This is a genomic window from Thioalkalivibrio sp. ALJ24, assembly GCF_000377785.1.
GTDB lineage: Bacteria > Pseudomonadota > Gammaproteobacteria > Ectothiorhodospirales > Ectothiorhodospiraceae > Thioalkalivibrio.
Genome location: NZ_KB898733.1, coordinates 39,679 through 53,910, shown reverse-complemented (window position 1 = coordinate 53,910; position 14,232 = coordinate 39,679). Strand labels below are relative to the sequence as shown.

The window sequence follows — 14,232 nt, the reverse complement described above, 5'->3', positions numbered from 1 at the left end:
CACGAGCGGGGACCCTCTCGAAACTCCGATTTTTCCGCAGCCACCCTGATCGCAGGCGGGTTCTGCTGAACGCCAACGCACGACTTCCGCGTGCGCATTGGTGAACTGGAACGTGACACACTGCCCTTCTTGCCACCGGTGACCGGCTCCGTTACCTGCATCCCCCGGCCCGGGCGACTACACTGGGCCACACATTCAGCAACGGCCCGCCCCATGACACACCATCCCGCCTCCCTCTCGTCATCGGAGGTCAGCGACGTCAACCAGCGCTTCTACGACCAGCTATGGGCGGACAGCCGACTGGTGCGCCCCGAGCGCTTCAACACCTGGGACCTGATCTCCCGACTGGCCGAGACCCGCGACCGCCGTCTCGAAGTCGGGCCGGGCATGCGCCCGCGTCTGCCGATCCGGGACACCCATTTCGTCGACATCAGTCCGCCGGCCCTGGAGACCCTCGGCCAGGAAGGCGGCATCACCCATGCGGCACCGGTCTCGGACCTGCCTCTCGCGGATGACGGCTTCGATCTGGTGAGCGCCCTGGACATCATCGAGCACGTGGAGGACGACGAGGCCGCACTGGCCGAGATCTCGCGCGTGGCGGCCCCCGACGCCCGGGTCCTGCTCTCCACCCCGCTGCACCCCGAATTCTGGACGCCGTTCGACGACATCGTCGGCCACTACCGCCGCTACGAACCCGATCGCCTGATGGACCTGCTCGATCGCCACGGTCTGGAGATCGAACAAAGCGCGATCTTCGGCATGAAACCCCGCTCCTCGCGGCTGAACGATCTGGGCATGTGGTTCCTCGACCGTCACCGGCCCGTGGCCATGAAGGTGTACAACCGTTTCCTGATGCCCCTGGGCCTGCGCCTGCAGAAACCGCTGAAGCTGCACCCGGGCATGGTCGCCACCGACGGCGTGGAGGAAGTCTTCATGGTCTGCCGGCGCCGCCCCTGAACCGGGCCGCGGCTGCTCATCCTTGTCAGGGGGTGGCCCGGTCGGTCAGGCTTTCCTTTCATCCCGTACGGAGCGACCGCCCATGCACGTCAAGCACTGCGCGCGCCCACTGCTTCTCATCGCCTTCGTGGTTCCCCTGGCCGGCGGCTGCACCGCCATCGGCGTGGCCAGTTCCGCCACCAGCACCGCCGTCAGCGTCACCACCGGCACGGTCAAGGCGACCGGCAGCACCGCCGCCGCCCTGGGGCGCACCATTACACCCAGCGGCGAGGAAGACGAGGACGAAGAAGAATAGCGCGCCCGGCGCTGTCATCCTGCCGCCGGAGGAATCCGGCGGTGCACGGGAAAACCTGAGCCATGTTCACCCTCTTCCGCCGCCGCACCGCGAACGGCACCCTGGACGCCATCTGGATCGCCGATCACGCCGGCGCGCCGATGACCTCATGCGACCGCATCGAAGTCGACCTCACCGGCCTGCAGGGGGATCGCTACCGCCACGGCCGGGGCCACTGGCACACGGTCGAAGCCTGTCGCGTCACCCTGATCGGCGCCGAGGAGCTCGAACGGGCCGCGCGCCGCGCCCGGCGCCTGCGCCAGCCCGCCGAGCCTGCACCCGGCGAACACCGTCGCAATCTGGTGGTATCCGGCCTGGGGCGCAGCCCGCGGGAGGGCGAGCTGCGGATCGGCGAAACGCGCTTCGTGATCGAACGCCCACGGCCGCCCTGCGGCTGGCTCAACCAGGTCGTCGGCTACAACCTTGCGGCCGCCCTGCGCCAAGACAGCGGCATCTGCCTGCGTCCACTGAAGGGCGGGATCCTCCAGGTCGGTGATCCCGTGGAATGGCACGCGGTCGCTCGGGACGATCCCGGAGAGCGATGACCCCTCGAGGGGATGGGCTCAGAGCGGTCGCCACGCCTCGTAGCCACAGCTCATGCAGTGGTAAAGCGCCTCGTAGTGCCCCGCTCGCGTCGCGCTCTCGCGGATGGTGCCTTCCTGAAAAGTGAACCCGCGCAGGGTGCAGCGGGGACATTTCTCGATCGGGTCGCGCGGCGGTCGCGGCTCTTCGGGCTTGCGCGCGGCCCCGGCGCCGTCCTGTTCCTCCGCGGCATCGAGCGCCTGATTCAGCTCGCGGGTCAGTTCCGTTACCAGCTGCCGGGCGGCCGCCGGGTCGTCACGGGTCAGCGCCTCCAGGCGCGAGAGCTGGTCACGGACGTTGCGCAGTCGGGCTGCAAGTTCGGTCATGCGGGTCTCCTGAGCCTCGGTTTCCGCACGATACCCGGGTTCGAACCCGGTCCGCCATAGGGAGTGAGATCCACCACGCCTCAGCGATCGTCAGGATCCAGCCGCACCACCACACGGCCACGGACCTGCCCCTGCAGGATGCGCTCCGCATGGGCGGGTACTTCGTCCAGCCCGATCTCGTGCGTAATGGCGTCGAGCTCGGGTCCGGGCAGGGTCTCGCCGAGACGCTCCCAGGCCGCCAGACGCCGGTCCGCGGGGCACAGCACCGAATCGATCCCCAGCAGGGAGATGCCGCGCAGCAGAAACGGCAGGACCGTGGTGTGCAGCTCCGCCCCGCCGGCAAGACCGCAGGCCGCCACGGACCGGCCATACGCCATGCCCGCGAGCACGTGGGCCAGCGTGTCCCCGCCCACGGTGTCCACGCAGCCGGCCCAGCGCTCGCTCAACAGCGGCTTCGCCGGCCCGGTCGCCAGCTCCTCGCGCGGCAGCACCTCCTGCGCCCCCAACTGGTGCAGATAATTCACGTTCTCGCGCCGGCCGGTCACTGCGGCGACGGTGTAGCCCAGCCGGGCCAGAAGCCGCACCGCCAGGCTGCCCACGCCCCCCGAGGCGCCGGTGACCAGGACCTTCCCGGCGTCCGGATGCAGCCCGTGATCGTCCAGGGCCTGCACCGCGAGCATTGCGGTGAGGCCGGCCGTGCCGGCGGCCATCGCCTGACGCGCGCTGTAGCCCGCGGGCCGCGGAATCAGCCAGTCGCCGTGCAGCCGCGCGCGCTGCGCGTATCCTCCCCAGTGGGTTTCGCCGACCCGGTGACCGGTCAGAATCACGGCATCGCCCGGCCTATGGCGAGGGTCGGAGGATTCCAGCACGGTGCCGGCCAGGTCGATGCCGGCCACGTGGGGATAGTGCCGGACCAGGCCGCCCCGGCCGTTCAGGATCATCCCGTCCTTGTAGTTGAGACTGGAATACTCGACCTGCACGAGCACGTCGCCCGCCGGAAGATCCTCGTTGGTCAGCTCCCGGATGGAAGCCACCGGGCCGTTTTCCTGTTGCTCCAGGACCAGGGCCTTGAAAGATGATTGCATGCCGTGCCCCACCGTCCGGACGCACCCCAAATGAAAAAGGGACCAGTGAGCGCAAGTCACTGATCCCTCTCTCTAAATAATGGCGCGCCCGGGAGGATTCGAACCTCCCTGGTTCGTAGACAGAATAAGCCCACTGTCTGCGATAGGGCTTAGCAGGTATCAGGACGCCTTAATTCTTTCCAGGGACCGTCTAAGTTACTGTTTTGTCGATTGAAAGCATTGCACAGGATATAACGGTTTACCTCAAATAGTCCATCAATGCGGTGTCATCACCGGACGCCTACCTACTCAATGAGCGGGCCGTTCGTCACAGGCCCGTACGGCGCCGCGACTCCCTGGCTCCACCTGCCTGCCCGGCAAACCTCGCCCTCCTGCCCGCTTCGTTCCCAGTGGATCGAGATCCGCTGGCCCTACCGGTCAGGAACGCCGAGGATCGCGGCGACGACTCGATGCTCCGCAGCGTTGTGCAATGGCAGAGTCGAAAAAGCTTCCAATACCTGCGGACCGAACTCCGGTTCGGCCTCGATCAGATCTTGGCGGAGATCCCGGAGCCGTAGCAGCGCACGTCGGTCCTGTGTCAGTCGCTGGTACCAGTACGGCCGTATCAGATCCAGCCATCTATGCGCGACGGCTTCCCAGTCTGGCTCACTTTGCTCCGGGTCATCGACGCTATGGTCAAACAGCTCGCGCAGTCGGAGATAGCTATCCAGACGCTCTTGAGCCTGCTGGCTCGCCGCATGGTGGCACAAGCCATCAACGACGCGCTTCATTTCCTGCAGGGCCCGCTGCTTGCGCAGTGGTAACTGAGCACGCTCGGCCTCGGGCAGCCTTCGGGCAAAGTGTTTCAGCCACTGCGAGGCCGGTTCGTCTATCTCTCCGATGGGCGGATCCTCCGATAGCCGCCGGCGGAGTTCCAAAGAAACCTTGTCCAGCGCAGCCAGCGGTTCGGCGTCGGGGTCGGAGAAAAAGAACCACCGTGGCGATCTTTCCGCTGTCCCGGCGAGGCAAAAGAAGGCCCACGTCGACTCGCTAACCACCACGCTAACCCGGGACAGAACTTTGACCGATCTCTGACGGTAATACTCATAGATATCCGGGCCAACTAATGCGGCCTCTCCCTCGACCAGCCCCCGAACACCCGCAAACGCGTCCTCGGGCTCGGCTTCGTCGGCCGATCGAGCATCGCGCTCATATTCGGAAACCAGGGTATCGGCATCCACGGACATTCGTGCCGTGTTCCGAAGCTCGTCCGGTAGCGGAAGGTTTGTACCGAGAAGATCAGTGACTGCCTCTACCCGTTCCTTGAAACGCGAATCCGCCCCCAGCGAGAACTCCTCTGCGTCTCTTGGCCACCAGACCTCCACCTCAGCATGAGGGCTGTCCAGCCGGTCCACCCGACCCGTGCGCTGTTCGGCCGTACGGATGACCGATGGCATGTCGAGATGGACCAACGCCGAGGCTGCCTGCAGGTTGACCCCTTCAGACAGGCTGTCCGAACACAGCGCGACACCGGCACCCTGCTCCTCCCCCGGCCGGAAAGCACGAAGCACGGCCTGACGGTCCCGACCATCTCCGCCCGTGGCCTGCAGTATCTCCAGACCTGGTACCAGACGTTCCAACTCATCTCGCAGCACCGCGATCGTGATCAGCCAGCTATCGAAAGCCAGGACACGTTCGTGACGTTTGGCCAGGCTCGCAAGGTGGGCTGCCTTGGCCTGCTCGCGCGCCGGGCTCATCCGGCGAACCTCCTCCAGGACTTCGGAGAGGATCCGGTGGTCATGCGCGTGAGCGGCGTTCCAGCCGTCCGGTTCCGTAAGCCACTCCGGAAGCGGTACCGTCAATTTGTTTTTGGGAGGAGGGCCGGGCGCGGCGAGTCGCCCGAGCACATCCCCGGTGTCCGACCCCTTCGTGTAACGGCCCAGACCAAACTCGCTTCGCGCCACCTCGGTCCCGCAGAGGTGCTCCACCAATGCGGCGCGCGAGGAGCGCAGCGCCGCAAGTATCCGGTGCTCGACCAGCTTGCGCGCTACCACCAGCAGGTTGTCCCGGTAACGATCCTCGTTCAGGCCCCTGTTCCTCTGCACCGAGCTAACCTGCAAGGTGGCCGGTATCTGCATCACGCCGTAGAGCTCTGTCAGGCGCTGCCGGATCCAAGCAGCACGGCGGCGGTCGCTTTCCGGTTCGTTCAGTAGGTAGCTGTACGACCGGTGTTCGGGATATCGGCAGATACGACCCACATGGTCCCGATAATTCTCGGGTTCGCGATCAATGAGGGTGTTCAACATGCGCTTGGTTCGCCGCACGGTGAACGTCCGGATCTCTTCGCGCAGTTGGGTCACTTCTTCTTCGCCCAGTGCCAGGTGACGGCCCGTCCGCCGCAACCGGCCCAGCGCATCGAGGGTGCTCTGGCGGAGGTTATCGGCTCCCAGCAAATCCGCGACGCGGATCAGATCATCCACATTGCGATTGATGGGCGTGGCCGTGAACAGGACCACGTCATCGGCCAGATGGTTATGCAAGCTGCGCGTTCTGCGCGAAAGCGGATTGTGAAAATTGTGGCACTCATCCACAGCCAACAGGCGCGCCCGGCGCCGAGATTCTTCGAGCCGCCATGACTTGCGGCCTCCACGACTGAGCAGCCCCTGAGAGAAAACCGCCACCACCGAATCGGCTTGGGAGAGCTCTCGCTCCCATTCCTCAACCACGGCCGAGGGCGCCAACATCAAAGCACGGGGCAGCCCCTTCGTCCCCTGGATCCGTGCCTGCTGAGCGCGCAGCAGGTGCGCGCCCATGCGTGTCTTACCCGACCCTGTGGCGTCAGCGATCAGAACAGCCCCCTGACGATCCAAAAGGTACAGGGCCTGCGCGATCCCCTGACGCTGGGCGGGCCAAAGGGCCTGAAACGCCTCACGGTCCATCTGCCGCAAAAAGCCGCGGGCCCATTCTCCTTCGAGCAGCTCACCGCAGGCGCGAGCCAAAGCGTCCCGCCAGCCCACCACGCTCAGGAGCCGATCCAGCAGCGCCAGCAACCCTTCAGTGTAATCGCAGCCCAGAGACCAGTACTGCTCCGCCAGGGCGGCCGATTCCCGATAACGCCGCGGCTCGCTGGCCGCGGTAAACCGCGCATTGGCCTCGTGCTGACCTTCCAGGCCACTCGCGCTGAAATTGCTCGAACCCAGAGTGACTGCATCGCGCCCCAGGTAGAGCTTGGCGTGCAATGGGCGCTGTTGAGTCCCCGGCCAATAACGTGCTTCGACGCAGCCGTTACGAACCCGTTCGCGAAAATGGATCAGGCGGGCCGACAGGTACAGAGAAACGCCCTGATCCAGCCAGTACTGTTCGACTTCCTCCGGCAGGCTCGGCGGATGCAGGCTCCGGCAACCGCCCTCGCCTGCGCTCGGCTCGTTGCCGAACAGGATTCGAAGGTGTCGTGCTTCACCCAGATCACCCTCCAGACGGATGAGCTGCTCGAGTCCCGCATAGCCGGTCACGATCAACGGCGAGTCGGCATCGGCCAGATCGGCCACCACCCTCCGCCGCACCGAACGCCCAGCAACATTCAGGGGAAAGCGATCAGCCGGAGGCCAGTCACCCGCAACCTCCTGCGGCTCCGCGAGGAAGTCCGCGAAGAGATCGCCGGTGCGTGGATTCCCCGGAAATTCTTCTTCGCTCATGCGTACGCCTCGATCCGCTCCTGGCGTCCCATATTTCTTTCACGCCAACCTCACCCATCTCGCATCCGCACGAGCGAAGTCCTGCCTTCCATGGTCGCATCCACCCGACACTGACGAATCCGTGGCTCCGGACGATCACGAGACCACCCTTTTTCGACGGCTTCGCTCACGGGTTCGAGTCCTCCGGCACGCACTGATCGCGATTCGTGGTGTATCCCTCGCCATCCCAGAAATAGATGGCCGCCGGCACCGCCAGGTCGTCCTTCAGTGGTTCCGGGCGATATTGCATGCACCCTTGTTCGTCCTTCCCGATGGGAACGTAGCGAACCTTGGGCTCCCCGGCGTCGTGCGCCGGTTCCTGATGGTCTACCCCATTCTGACCACCCCCGGCGCAGGCAGTCAGCATGGCGACCCCGGCCAGGGCCGCCATGAGGGGCATCGTGCGACGCCCGGCCATCAGAACCGCACCGCGTAGGTCACGGCACCGGCCAGCTCACCCGAGGCGTTCGAGTCGTGGTTCGGCTGATCCATGTACAGCAGGTTCGCATTGATCCGGCTGTCACGGTCGGGCATGAAGCTGTAGCCCAGTTCCACATCCGTCTGCCGACCTTCGGTGCCGATGCTGGCGGTACGATCCTCGCGGATCACCTCCCCATCCACGGTGCGGCCGACCGGCACGCTGGCCTCGATGTCCCCGCCAGTGACCCGCATCGGCTGGTTTGCCATGAGTGCCACCTGATGATCGTCGCCGTCCCATGCCACACCCAGGGTCGCCTGTTCGGTGCGGAGGTTGTCGATACCCCGAATCATGCCGGCACCGCCTTCCATGCGCCCCTGACCGTATTCGTACTGGCCGGTCAAGCCCAGGTTTCCGGTCACGGCGTACTCCGCCTCGAAACTCGTGACATGCAGCTCGTGCTCGTCACCGAGGTTCAACGCACCATAGCCACGAGAGCCCAGCATGCCGTTGTCCTCGCGGAGCATGCCCTGTCCCACCGACAGCCGCAGATCGTCGGTGGCCTGCATGTGCAGCGCGACGTCCTGGCGGTCCACGCCGTAATCCGACAGGCCCACGGTGTCTTCACTCAGCACCCGCTCGGCCGGATCTTCGCCCGAGCGACCGGACCAGTATTCCGCGCTGATGCTGAACGTATCAGTCAGCCCGACCTCAGCGGCGACGCCGGCCACGTCGTCCAGACCGTGCGTGAACTGCGGCGTAGTACTGGACAGCATGGCGGTGTCCGCATCCTCCAGCACGTTGTCCATCGGGTTCTCCTCACCGCCCTGGAAACCGAACGCGGACATGCGGGTATCACCGAATTCCATGTCGAAGCGACCCGTCACCAGTTCACCGGAATCCGTATGGCGAGCACTTATGCTCACCCCTTCGGCGACTTCAACAGACTCATCCCCGGCGACCGATGCATTCGTCAGGTGCGTTTCCATCCGCTGACGCAGGTGCGTGTTGAGGTTGCTGCTTCCGGCATGCTGCCCCGAGAAGTCCACCTCGTAATCACGACCCAGCTCGTCGAAAGCTACAGCGCCTTCGAACAGTTCCTCGTCCGCCTGAAAATCGTTGCCGAACGCATGCGACCACTGGGCCTGACTCTCGGTGACCTTCTGGTTTTCCGGATCCTCGACCTGATCGCCGGATGCGACCGACGCTTCTCCTTTGGGCTTAAGTGCCTCTTCCAGGTCCGCGTGCCCCTGGCCGAGGTAGTACTTGCCGCAGTTCTGGTCTTTGTTCGGGCCACAGTCGCTTTCTTCATAAAGCTCCGATTCCTGGCTGGCCGTCTCGAGCAGACGCCCAGTAGCCTCGGATGCGTCCAGATGTGGCCACTTCGCAATGATGCCCGTCACCATGCCCGCAATCTGAGGGGCAGCAAACGAGGTTCCAGAGAAAGTCCCCTCGGCGTCATCGCTGGTATTGGTTGCCGTTCGGGCCGTGTAAGGCGCGACAAGGAATCGATCCTGGATTTCTCCATCCTGCCCCGGGTAGTTGCTGCGCGAGTATTTCTCCCAGCCTCGCGAACCGCCCGCAATCAAGATTTGATCCCAGACCTCACCCAGGTATTCGAGATCATCCGGATTGATATACCCATTTTCTCCATCTTCGGTTACATCATCCTTGCTCAGATTGTTTCCATCGTTACCGGCAGCAAACACTGCAGCGGTTCCCACCTCGATAGTTTTGGGATCATCATCTTCCTGCGGCTTCTCGTACTCCACCTCCTGCAGTTGCCCGACCGTCTCTTCGTTGTCCCAAGTCTCCCACTGATCCTCAATGGACGCGTTGATGACCCGTGCCTCCTTTTCTACGGCATGCTCTACGCCTTCCCGGATCCAACTGCCAAACAGGGTTCCGCTATCGTTCGCCGCGGTTACCAGCTCCATTCGTGCATTCCCACTGATCCCAATTTTTTCGCCGCCCATTAGAGCGGCTACAGGCGTTCCGTGGACGTACTTCGGGTCACCATCTTCATCTTCTTCTGCCTCAACGCTATCGCGTACACCGATTGTCTTGGTCCCCGTCAAGCGGCCGTCAAATTCGTCGTGGCTCGGCCGGAACTCGTTATCGATAACCGCGACCTGAACTTCTACCACATCCCCGTCATCATCCAGGATCGTTTGCTGGTCATTCGACGGCAGAGGCGGAGGTGCATCGTCCTCCTCACTATCTCCGTTACCACCTCCACCACCATTGCCACCCCCGCTGCTCGCACAGCCGGACAGCGCCAGCAACGTAGCCGAGACGGCCACGGCGACGAGAGATGGACGGAAACGATCTATTGAAATCATCATGATTCGGCTCTCCCTGATTATCGCCGGGCTCAGCCGTGTGGCACGGGGCTGGCCCGGGTTTCTTTTTTCGTATCACACGGACCGATGACCGCGTTCGGATATCAATCCATCAATTGCTGGCCGATCTCCAGATAGGCCTCCCGGGTCATCGTGTCCCGGTCTTTATCGTCGAACACGGCCCGACCGGCTTCGCCTTCGTGGGGATCGAGCGGCACTCGGTTCCGGTCGGCCATCTCTTCTTCAAGCTGGGTTTTGAACAAGGAGATCGACCATTCCCAGGATTGCGAGGCAACCGCATCCTGAGCAGCCATCACGGCCACGACCATGCCTTCCTCGCCCTCAACCGGGAACGTCCCCTCGTCGGTCATCTCCCCCGCCGGTTGGGCGTGGTCTTCCACGGTTGTCCGGATCAACGCATCGCGATACTCACGACGCGACCGCTGGAGAGCCTGCTGCTCTTCCCGAACCTCCGAGGACCGCACGTTCGGTTCCGCACCTTCCACTCTGTCCAGGCGCCCCTGAACACGCTCTCGCTCGCGTTCGGAACGTGAGTGCTTCCGGTTTAGATCGCGTGCACTTCCATGCTTCGCGTCCGCCTCATTCTCCCGTTCGGATAGCGTTTCCAGGGCCTGACGACGCTGGCCGCGGAGACTGTCCTCGGGTGCATTGCGTCCCAGAGGGCCGAGCTTCCGGGACACCTCGAATGCCTCCAGCAGCCTCGAGGCCAGGATTGGATCCAGAACCTCGTTGATCCCTTCGCCATCGCGGTAAGGGGTCGGCGTTGCCAGGAGGCACACACCGTGGGAATCCCGAGCATCCACGGTCCGCGCATCGTCCGGGTTCGGGCACTCCTCGCCAGGCTCCCTCTCCCAGTCACGCCACGAATAACGACGCAGGTTATCCAGCGTGTTGATCGGCAGATCTTCCGCCTCAATCGCCTCGTTCAGTTCCTGGCGGACCTTCTCGCGGATGTCTTCGAACTCCTGTTCGGCTTCCTCGATCTCGTCCTCGAGCTCGCTCACCGCTTCTTCTTCGTCCTGCAGCATTGCCTCGCGCGCTTCGATCGCCTCCTCCGTTTCCGCAAGATCGGCCTCGATCGACGACAGCTCCTGCGAGAGCTCCTCCCGCCGCGCCTCGAGTTCCTCTTCCTGTTCGGCCTTGATCGAGCGCCGGACTTCCAGGTACTCGGCGTGCGCCGCACGCAGGGCCTCGCTTTCCGGGCCATCGTGCAGCAATTCGGGTTTCGAACCGTCACCGGGGGTGTCCAGATAATCGGACAGTTCCTCGAGATGAGCGGCCACTGGCTCCAGCTCCGCCTCGACCTCGGTCGAAAGCATGAACGACCAGCCCGTTTCGACCGTTTCCTCGAATTCGGCCCACATCGTCCGGGCCATTGCACGCTCCTCCGAGTCCACCGCGTCGAAGTCGATCTCGGCCTCCGTGGGATACGAGTCGCAGCCGGTCGCCAGCACCGCCAGCGCCGTACTGACGCCCGCCACAAGAAGAGTCCGCTTCATGTCGCCTCCTTATCGTTTTCCTCGCAATTCGGTCTGCAGTGCATACCGATAGCGTTACCGCATCCCGACCTGCTAGACCGCCTCCTCGACCGACAACCTTGTCGATCCCGGCCGAAACCTACATATCGAGCGGGAATGCCGCAATCGGACGAGGGCAACCTCCCGTTTCGTTCACGGGGGTCACGCTGAATGAGATGCGCATGCAGCGCTTTGCGACGGGCCGGTCAGATTCGTAACCGGGGAAATCTGGCCGGCATCGGGGCTATATGCGCGGCAAACAAACGTGGACGGGCCGGCAGTCGAACACTCTCCGTCGCCCGGAGCTGACGAGTCCCGCAAGGTTGCCGGCCCGGACATCTTCCGCACCGCCCGTTATCGTTGCATTCGAGGTCAACAAAGCCAGAATCTGGCCGAAGGAGACACACGATGCTTAAGGAAGCACTGATCAATGGCCCTGCATCCGACTCCATATCCCGCCGAAGCGCGTTTGGAAGGACATCAGGGCCCCGGCGGCCTGTTTTGGCCCCTGTAACCGCCGTTTTGAGCGGTTACAGGGGCGATTTCCGGTCCTGCAGACACACTATCCCTGCGTGAGGAGCCCCCACCTTCGCGCGCGATACAGGTTCGCCAGGGCGAACAGGCTGTGCAGCTGCGCGGTGTTCTTGGTGAGGCCGCGGTAGCGGACCTTGCGGTAGCCGAAGAGGTTCTTCACCACATGGAACGGATGCTCGACGATCGAACGCAACTGCGCCTTCTGCCGTTCGGCGGCGCGCACCCGCTCGCGCGCCGGGCCTTCCGGCATCGCGCGCACGGTGCCGCGTTTGCAGGCGATGTGCGTCTCGGGACGATGCCCGTCCAGCCGCTTCTCCGCACCGATGTAGCCGGCGTCGCCATGCAGGCTGTCTTCCTCACCATGGAGCAGGTCCGGCACCTGCGACACGTCCGAGACGTTCGCCGCCGTCCCCTTCACGGTGTGGACCAGGCCCGTGACCACGTTCCTCTTTTTGCCTTTCCTGGTCTGGTGCATCTCCGGGTCACGCGCCTTGTTCTCGTTCTTCGTCGACGGTGGGGCGGCGATCAGCGTGGCATCCACGACCGTTCCCTCACGCAGCAGCAGGCCCCGTTCCTGCAGATGGGCGTTGATCCGCTCGAAGATCACCCGGGTCAGGTCGTGGCGCTCCAGCAGGCGACGGAACTGCAGCAGGGTGGTGGCATCCGGGGCGTCTTCGCGGCTCAGGTCGATCCCGACAAAGCGCCGGATCGCCTGGCTGTCGTACACCGCGTCCTCGATCCCTTCATCCGACAGGTTAAAGCACTGCTGCGCCACGTACATCCGCAGCATCCGCTCCAGACCGATCGGCGGGCGGCCGCGCTTCCCCTTCGGGTAGTGCGGCTCGATCGCCTCCACCAGGGCCGCCCAGGGCGTGATGGCGTCGATCTCGCCCAGAAACCGGTCGCGCCGCGTCTGCTTGCGCCTGGCGGAATACTCGAGATCGGAAAACTGCGCTGCGACATGGAACCTTACCTCGGGGCGGAAACCGGCTGCCATTATCCCAGAGCCGCGTACCGGGCGGGAGCGGCAGCGAATTAAATCAGTGTCTCCCTAGTGTCCTTTAACATTAGTTCGCATTATCGTTGAGGCGCTCGCTTACACGGGCGATGGACGCGATGATCTGGTCGGCGGTTTTGCGCCAGATGAATGGTCGGGGTTCATCGTTGTATGTCTCCAGGTATTCGCGGATGGAATCCTCGAGTTCCCGAGTGCTGCGATGCGAACCGCGTTTGATCCAGCGTTCCGAGATGAGCGCGAAGAAGCGTTCGACCAGGTTGATCCATGACGCCGAGGTGGGCGTGAAGTGCACATGGTAACGCGGCCGCGCCGCGAACCACGCACGCACTTTTTCGGTTTTGTGGGTGCCGTAGTTGTCCATGATGAGATGGACGTCGAGGTCGGCCGGAACCTGACGGTCGATCTCGTTGAGAAACGCCAGGAACTCCTTCGCGCGATGTCTTCTCTGGAGTTTGCCGATGACTTCGCCGGTGGCGACATCCAGTGCCGCGAACAAGGTCGTCGTGCCATGGCGCAGGTAGTCATGCGTGCGGGTCTCAGGATGGCCAAACGTTAACGGCAAGGCCGGTTGGGACCGATTCAGGGCCTGAATCTGGCTCTTTTCGTCGACGCACAGTACCAGCGCGCGATCGGGCGGCTGCATGTACAACCCAACGATGTCGTGGACCTTGTCGATAAAGTGCGGATCGGTCGAGAGCTTGAAGGTCTCGAGCCGATGTGGCTTGAGCCCAAAGGCGCGCCAAATCCGGCTGATGGCCATCGCGTTGAGCCCGGTTTCCTTCGCCATCAGGGTCGTGGACCAGTGGGTGGCGCCCTTGGGCTTCTCCTTCAGGGTCTTTTCAATGACCTGCGCCACCTTGTCGTCGTCGATCGTCCTCGGCCGTCCCGAGCGCGGAGCGTCCGTCAGCCCAGCAAGCCGATAACGCTCAAAACGCCTTCGCCATTTGGAAACCGTTTGTACCGACACCCTGTGCCGGGCCGCGATGTCTCGCCCCGGAAGACCTTCGGAACTGTCCAGGATCAGCTCCGCGCGTTGCTTCTCGGCCGCTGGCGTTTTGCGGCGCCGCACCCACCGCTGTAGCTCGGCACGCTCAGAGTCCGACAGCTCCAGCTTGATCGGTTTGCGGCCACGTTGAGCCATAAAGCCCCCTCTCAAATGGAGATCAACCCATGGCCTCTATTTTATAACGAACTAATGTTAAAGGACATTAGATGCGGGCTTAACTAAGGGCCCACCCAACACAAGCTTATACAAACAGGGGGTTGCAGAACTCACCATACGCCCGTACCGTGATTAAACGGTACACGAAGGAGGGAATACGCATGGATGCGTTTACAACAAGAAGTCCTGGTCCGCCAAGCACCGTATCAGGAGCTGATCGGCT

The 14,232-nt window shown here is 63.6% G+C and carries 11 protein-coding genes; 3 read left to right on the top strand and 8 right to left on the bottom strand.

The window, feature by feature from the left end:
* Nucleotides 1-213: 213 nt before the first annotated feature.
* The 3 genes from D571_RS0112505 (at nt 214) to D571_RS0112495 (ending at nt 1,836) form a co-directional block, all read left to right on the top strand.
* Nucleotides 214-957 (top strand): class I SAM-dependent methyltransferase, encoded by a 744-nt coding sequence (locus D571_RS0112505; protein WP_018937034.1) that lies wholly within the window; start codon nt 214-216, stop codon nt 955-957.
* Nucleotides 958-1,039: 82 nt separating this feature from the next.
* Nucleotides 1,040-1,252, top strand: coding sequence for a hypothetical protein (locus D571_RS0112500; RefSeq protein ID WP_018937033.1), 213 nt, complete (start codon nt 1,040-1,042; stop codon nt 1,250-1,252).
* A gap of 62 nt (nt 1,253-1,314) precedes the next feature.
* Nucleotides 1,315-1,836, top strand: a complete 522-nt coding sequence (locus tag D571_RS0112495; RefSeq protein ID WP_018937032.1) for an MOSC domain-containing protein — start codon at nt 1,315-1,317, stop codon at nt 1,834-1,836.
* 18 nt (nt 1,837-1,854) lie between these two features.
* Here D571_RS0112495 and D571_RS0112490 read toward each other — a convergent pair whose 3' ends face one another.
* From D571_RS0112490 to D571_RS0112450, 8 genes are all read right to left on the bottom strand, one after another.
* On the bottom strand, nt 1,855-2,199 hold the full coding sequence (locus D571_RS0112490; RefSeq protein ID WP_018937031.1) for a hypothetical protein: 345 nt from the start codon (nt 2,197-2,199) through the stop codon (nt 1,855-1,857).
* Between the two features lie 80 nt (nt 2,200-2,279).
* A complete protein-coding gene (locus D571_RS0112485; RefSeq protein WP_018937030.1) occupies nt 2,280-3,284 on the bottom strand; it encodes an MDR family oxidoreductase in 1,005 nt (334 codons plus the stop codon).
* Nucleotides 3,285-3,694: 410 nt separating this feature from the next.
* Entirely contained in the window at nt 3,695-6,958 is a 3,264-nt protein-coding gene (locus D571_RS0112480; RefSeq protein WP_018937029.1) for an SNF2-related protein, read from the bottom strand.
* A 166-nt stretch (nt 6,959-7,124) separates the two neighbouring features.
* On the bottom strand, nt 7,125-7,247 hold the full coding sequence (locus D571_RS14590) for a hypothetical protein (RefSeq protein WP_255349496.1): 123 nt from the start codon (nt 7,245-7,247) through the stop codon (nt 7,125-7,127).
* A gap of 167 nt (nt 7,248-7,414) precedes the next feature.
* Nucleotides 7,415-9,760 carry a S8 family serine peptidase gene (locus D571_RS0112470; protein WP_232196980.1) on the bottom strand — a complete coding sequence of 782 codons (2,346 nt, stop codon included), beginning with the start codon at nt 9,758-9,760 and terminating at the stop codon, nt 7,415-7,417.
* A 101-nt stretch (nt 9,761-9,861) separates the two neighbouring features.
* Nucleotides 9,862-11,232 (bottom strand): hypothetical protein, encoded by a 1,371-nt coding sequence (locus tag D571_RS0112460; RefSeq protein WP_232196979.1) that lies wholly within the window; start codon nt 11,230-11,232, stop codon nt 9,862-9,864.
* 625 nt (nt 11,233-11,857) lie between these two features.
* On the bottom strand, nt 11,858-12,826 hold the full coding sequence (locus D571_RS0112455) for an IS5 family transposase (protein ID WP_018937024.1): 969 nt from the start codon (nt 12,824-12,826) through the stop codon (nt 11,858-11,860).
* A 70-nt stretch (nt 12,827-12,896) separates the two neighbouring features.
* Complete coding sequence (locus tag D571_RS0112450; protein ID WP_026287837.1) at nt 12,897-13,988, bottom strand: IS630 family transposase; 1,092 nt, start codon at nt 13,986-13,988, stop codon at nt 12,897-12,899.
* Nucleotides 13,989-14,232: the final 244 nt, after the last annotated feature.

Bases quoted from the DNA above. Each gene is read 5' to 3' on its own strand.
- D571_RS0112505 (WP_018937034.1), top strand. From the start codon at position 214: ATGACACACCATCCCGCCTCCCTCTCGTCATCGGAGGTCAGCGACGTC.
- D571_RS0112490 (WP_018937031.1), bottom strand. From the start codon at position 2,199: ATGACCGAACTTGCAGCCCGACTGCGCAACGTCCGTGACCAGCTCTCG.
- D571_RS14590 (WP_255349496.1), bottom strand. From the start codon at position 7,247: ATGCAATATCGCCCGGAACCACTGAAGGACGACCTGGCGGTGCCGGCG.
- D571_RS0112495 (WP_018937032.1), top strand. From the start codon at position 1,315: ATGTTCACCCTCTTCCGCCGCCGCACCGCGAACGGCACCCTGGACGCC.
- D571_RS0112500 (WP_018937033.1), top strand. From the start codon at position 1,040: ATGCACGTCAAGCACTGCGCGCGCCCACTGCTTCTCATCGCCTTCGTG.
- D571_RS0112450 (WP_026287837.1), bottom strand. From the start codon at position 13,988: ATGGCTCAACGTGGCCGCAAACCGATCAAGCTGGAGCTGTCGGACTCT.
- D571_RS0112480 (WP_018937029.1), bottom strand. From the start codon at position 6,958: ATGAGCGAAGAAGAATTTCCGGGGAATCCACGCACCGGCGATCTCTTC.
- D571_RS0112470 (WP_232196980.1), bottom strand. From the start codon at position 9,760: ATGATGATTTCAATAGATCGTTTCCGTCCATCTCTCGTCGCCGTGGCC.
- D571_RS0112485 (WP_018937030.1), bottom strand. From the start codon at position 3,284: ATGCAATCATCTTTCAAGGCCCTGGTCCTGGAGCAACAGGAAAACGGC.
- D571_RS0112455 (WP_018937024.1), bottom strand. From the start codon at position 12,826: ATGGCAGCCGGTTTCCGCCCCGAGGTAAGGTTCCATGTCGCAGCGCAG.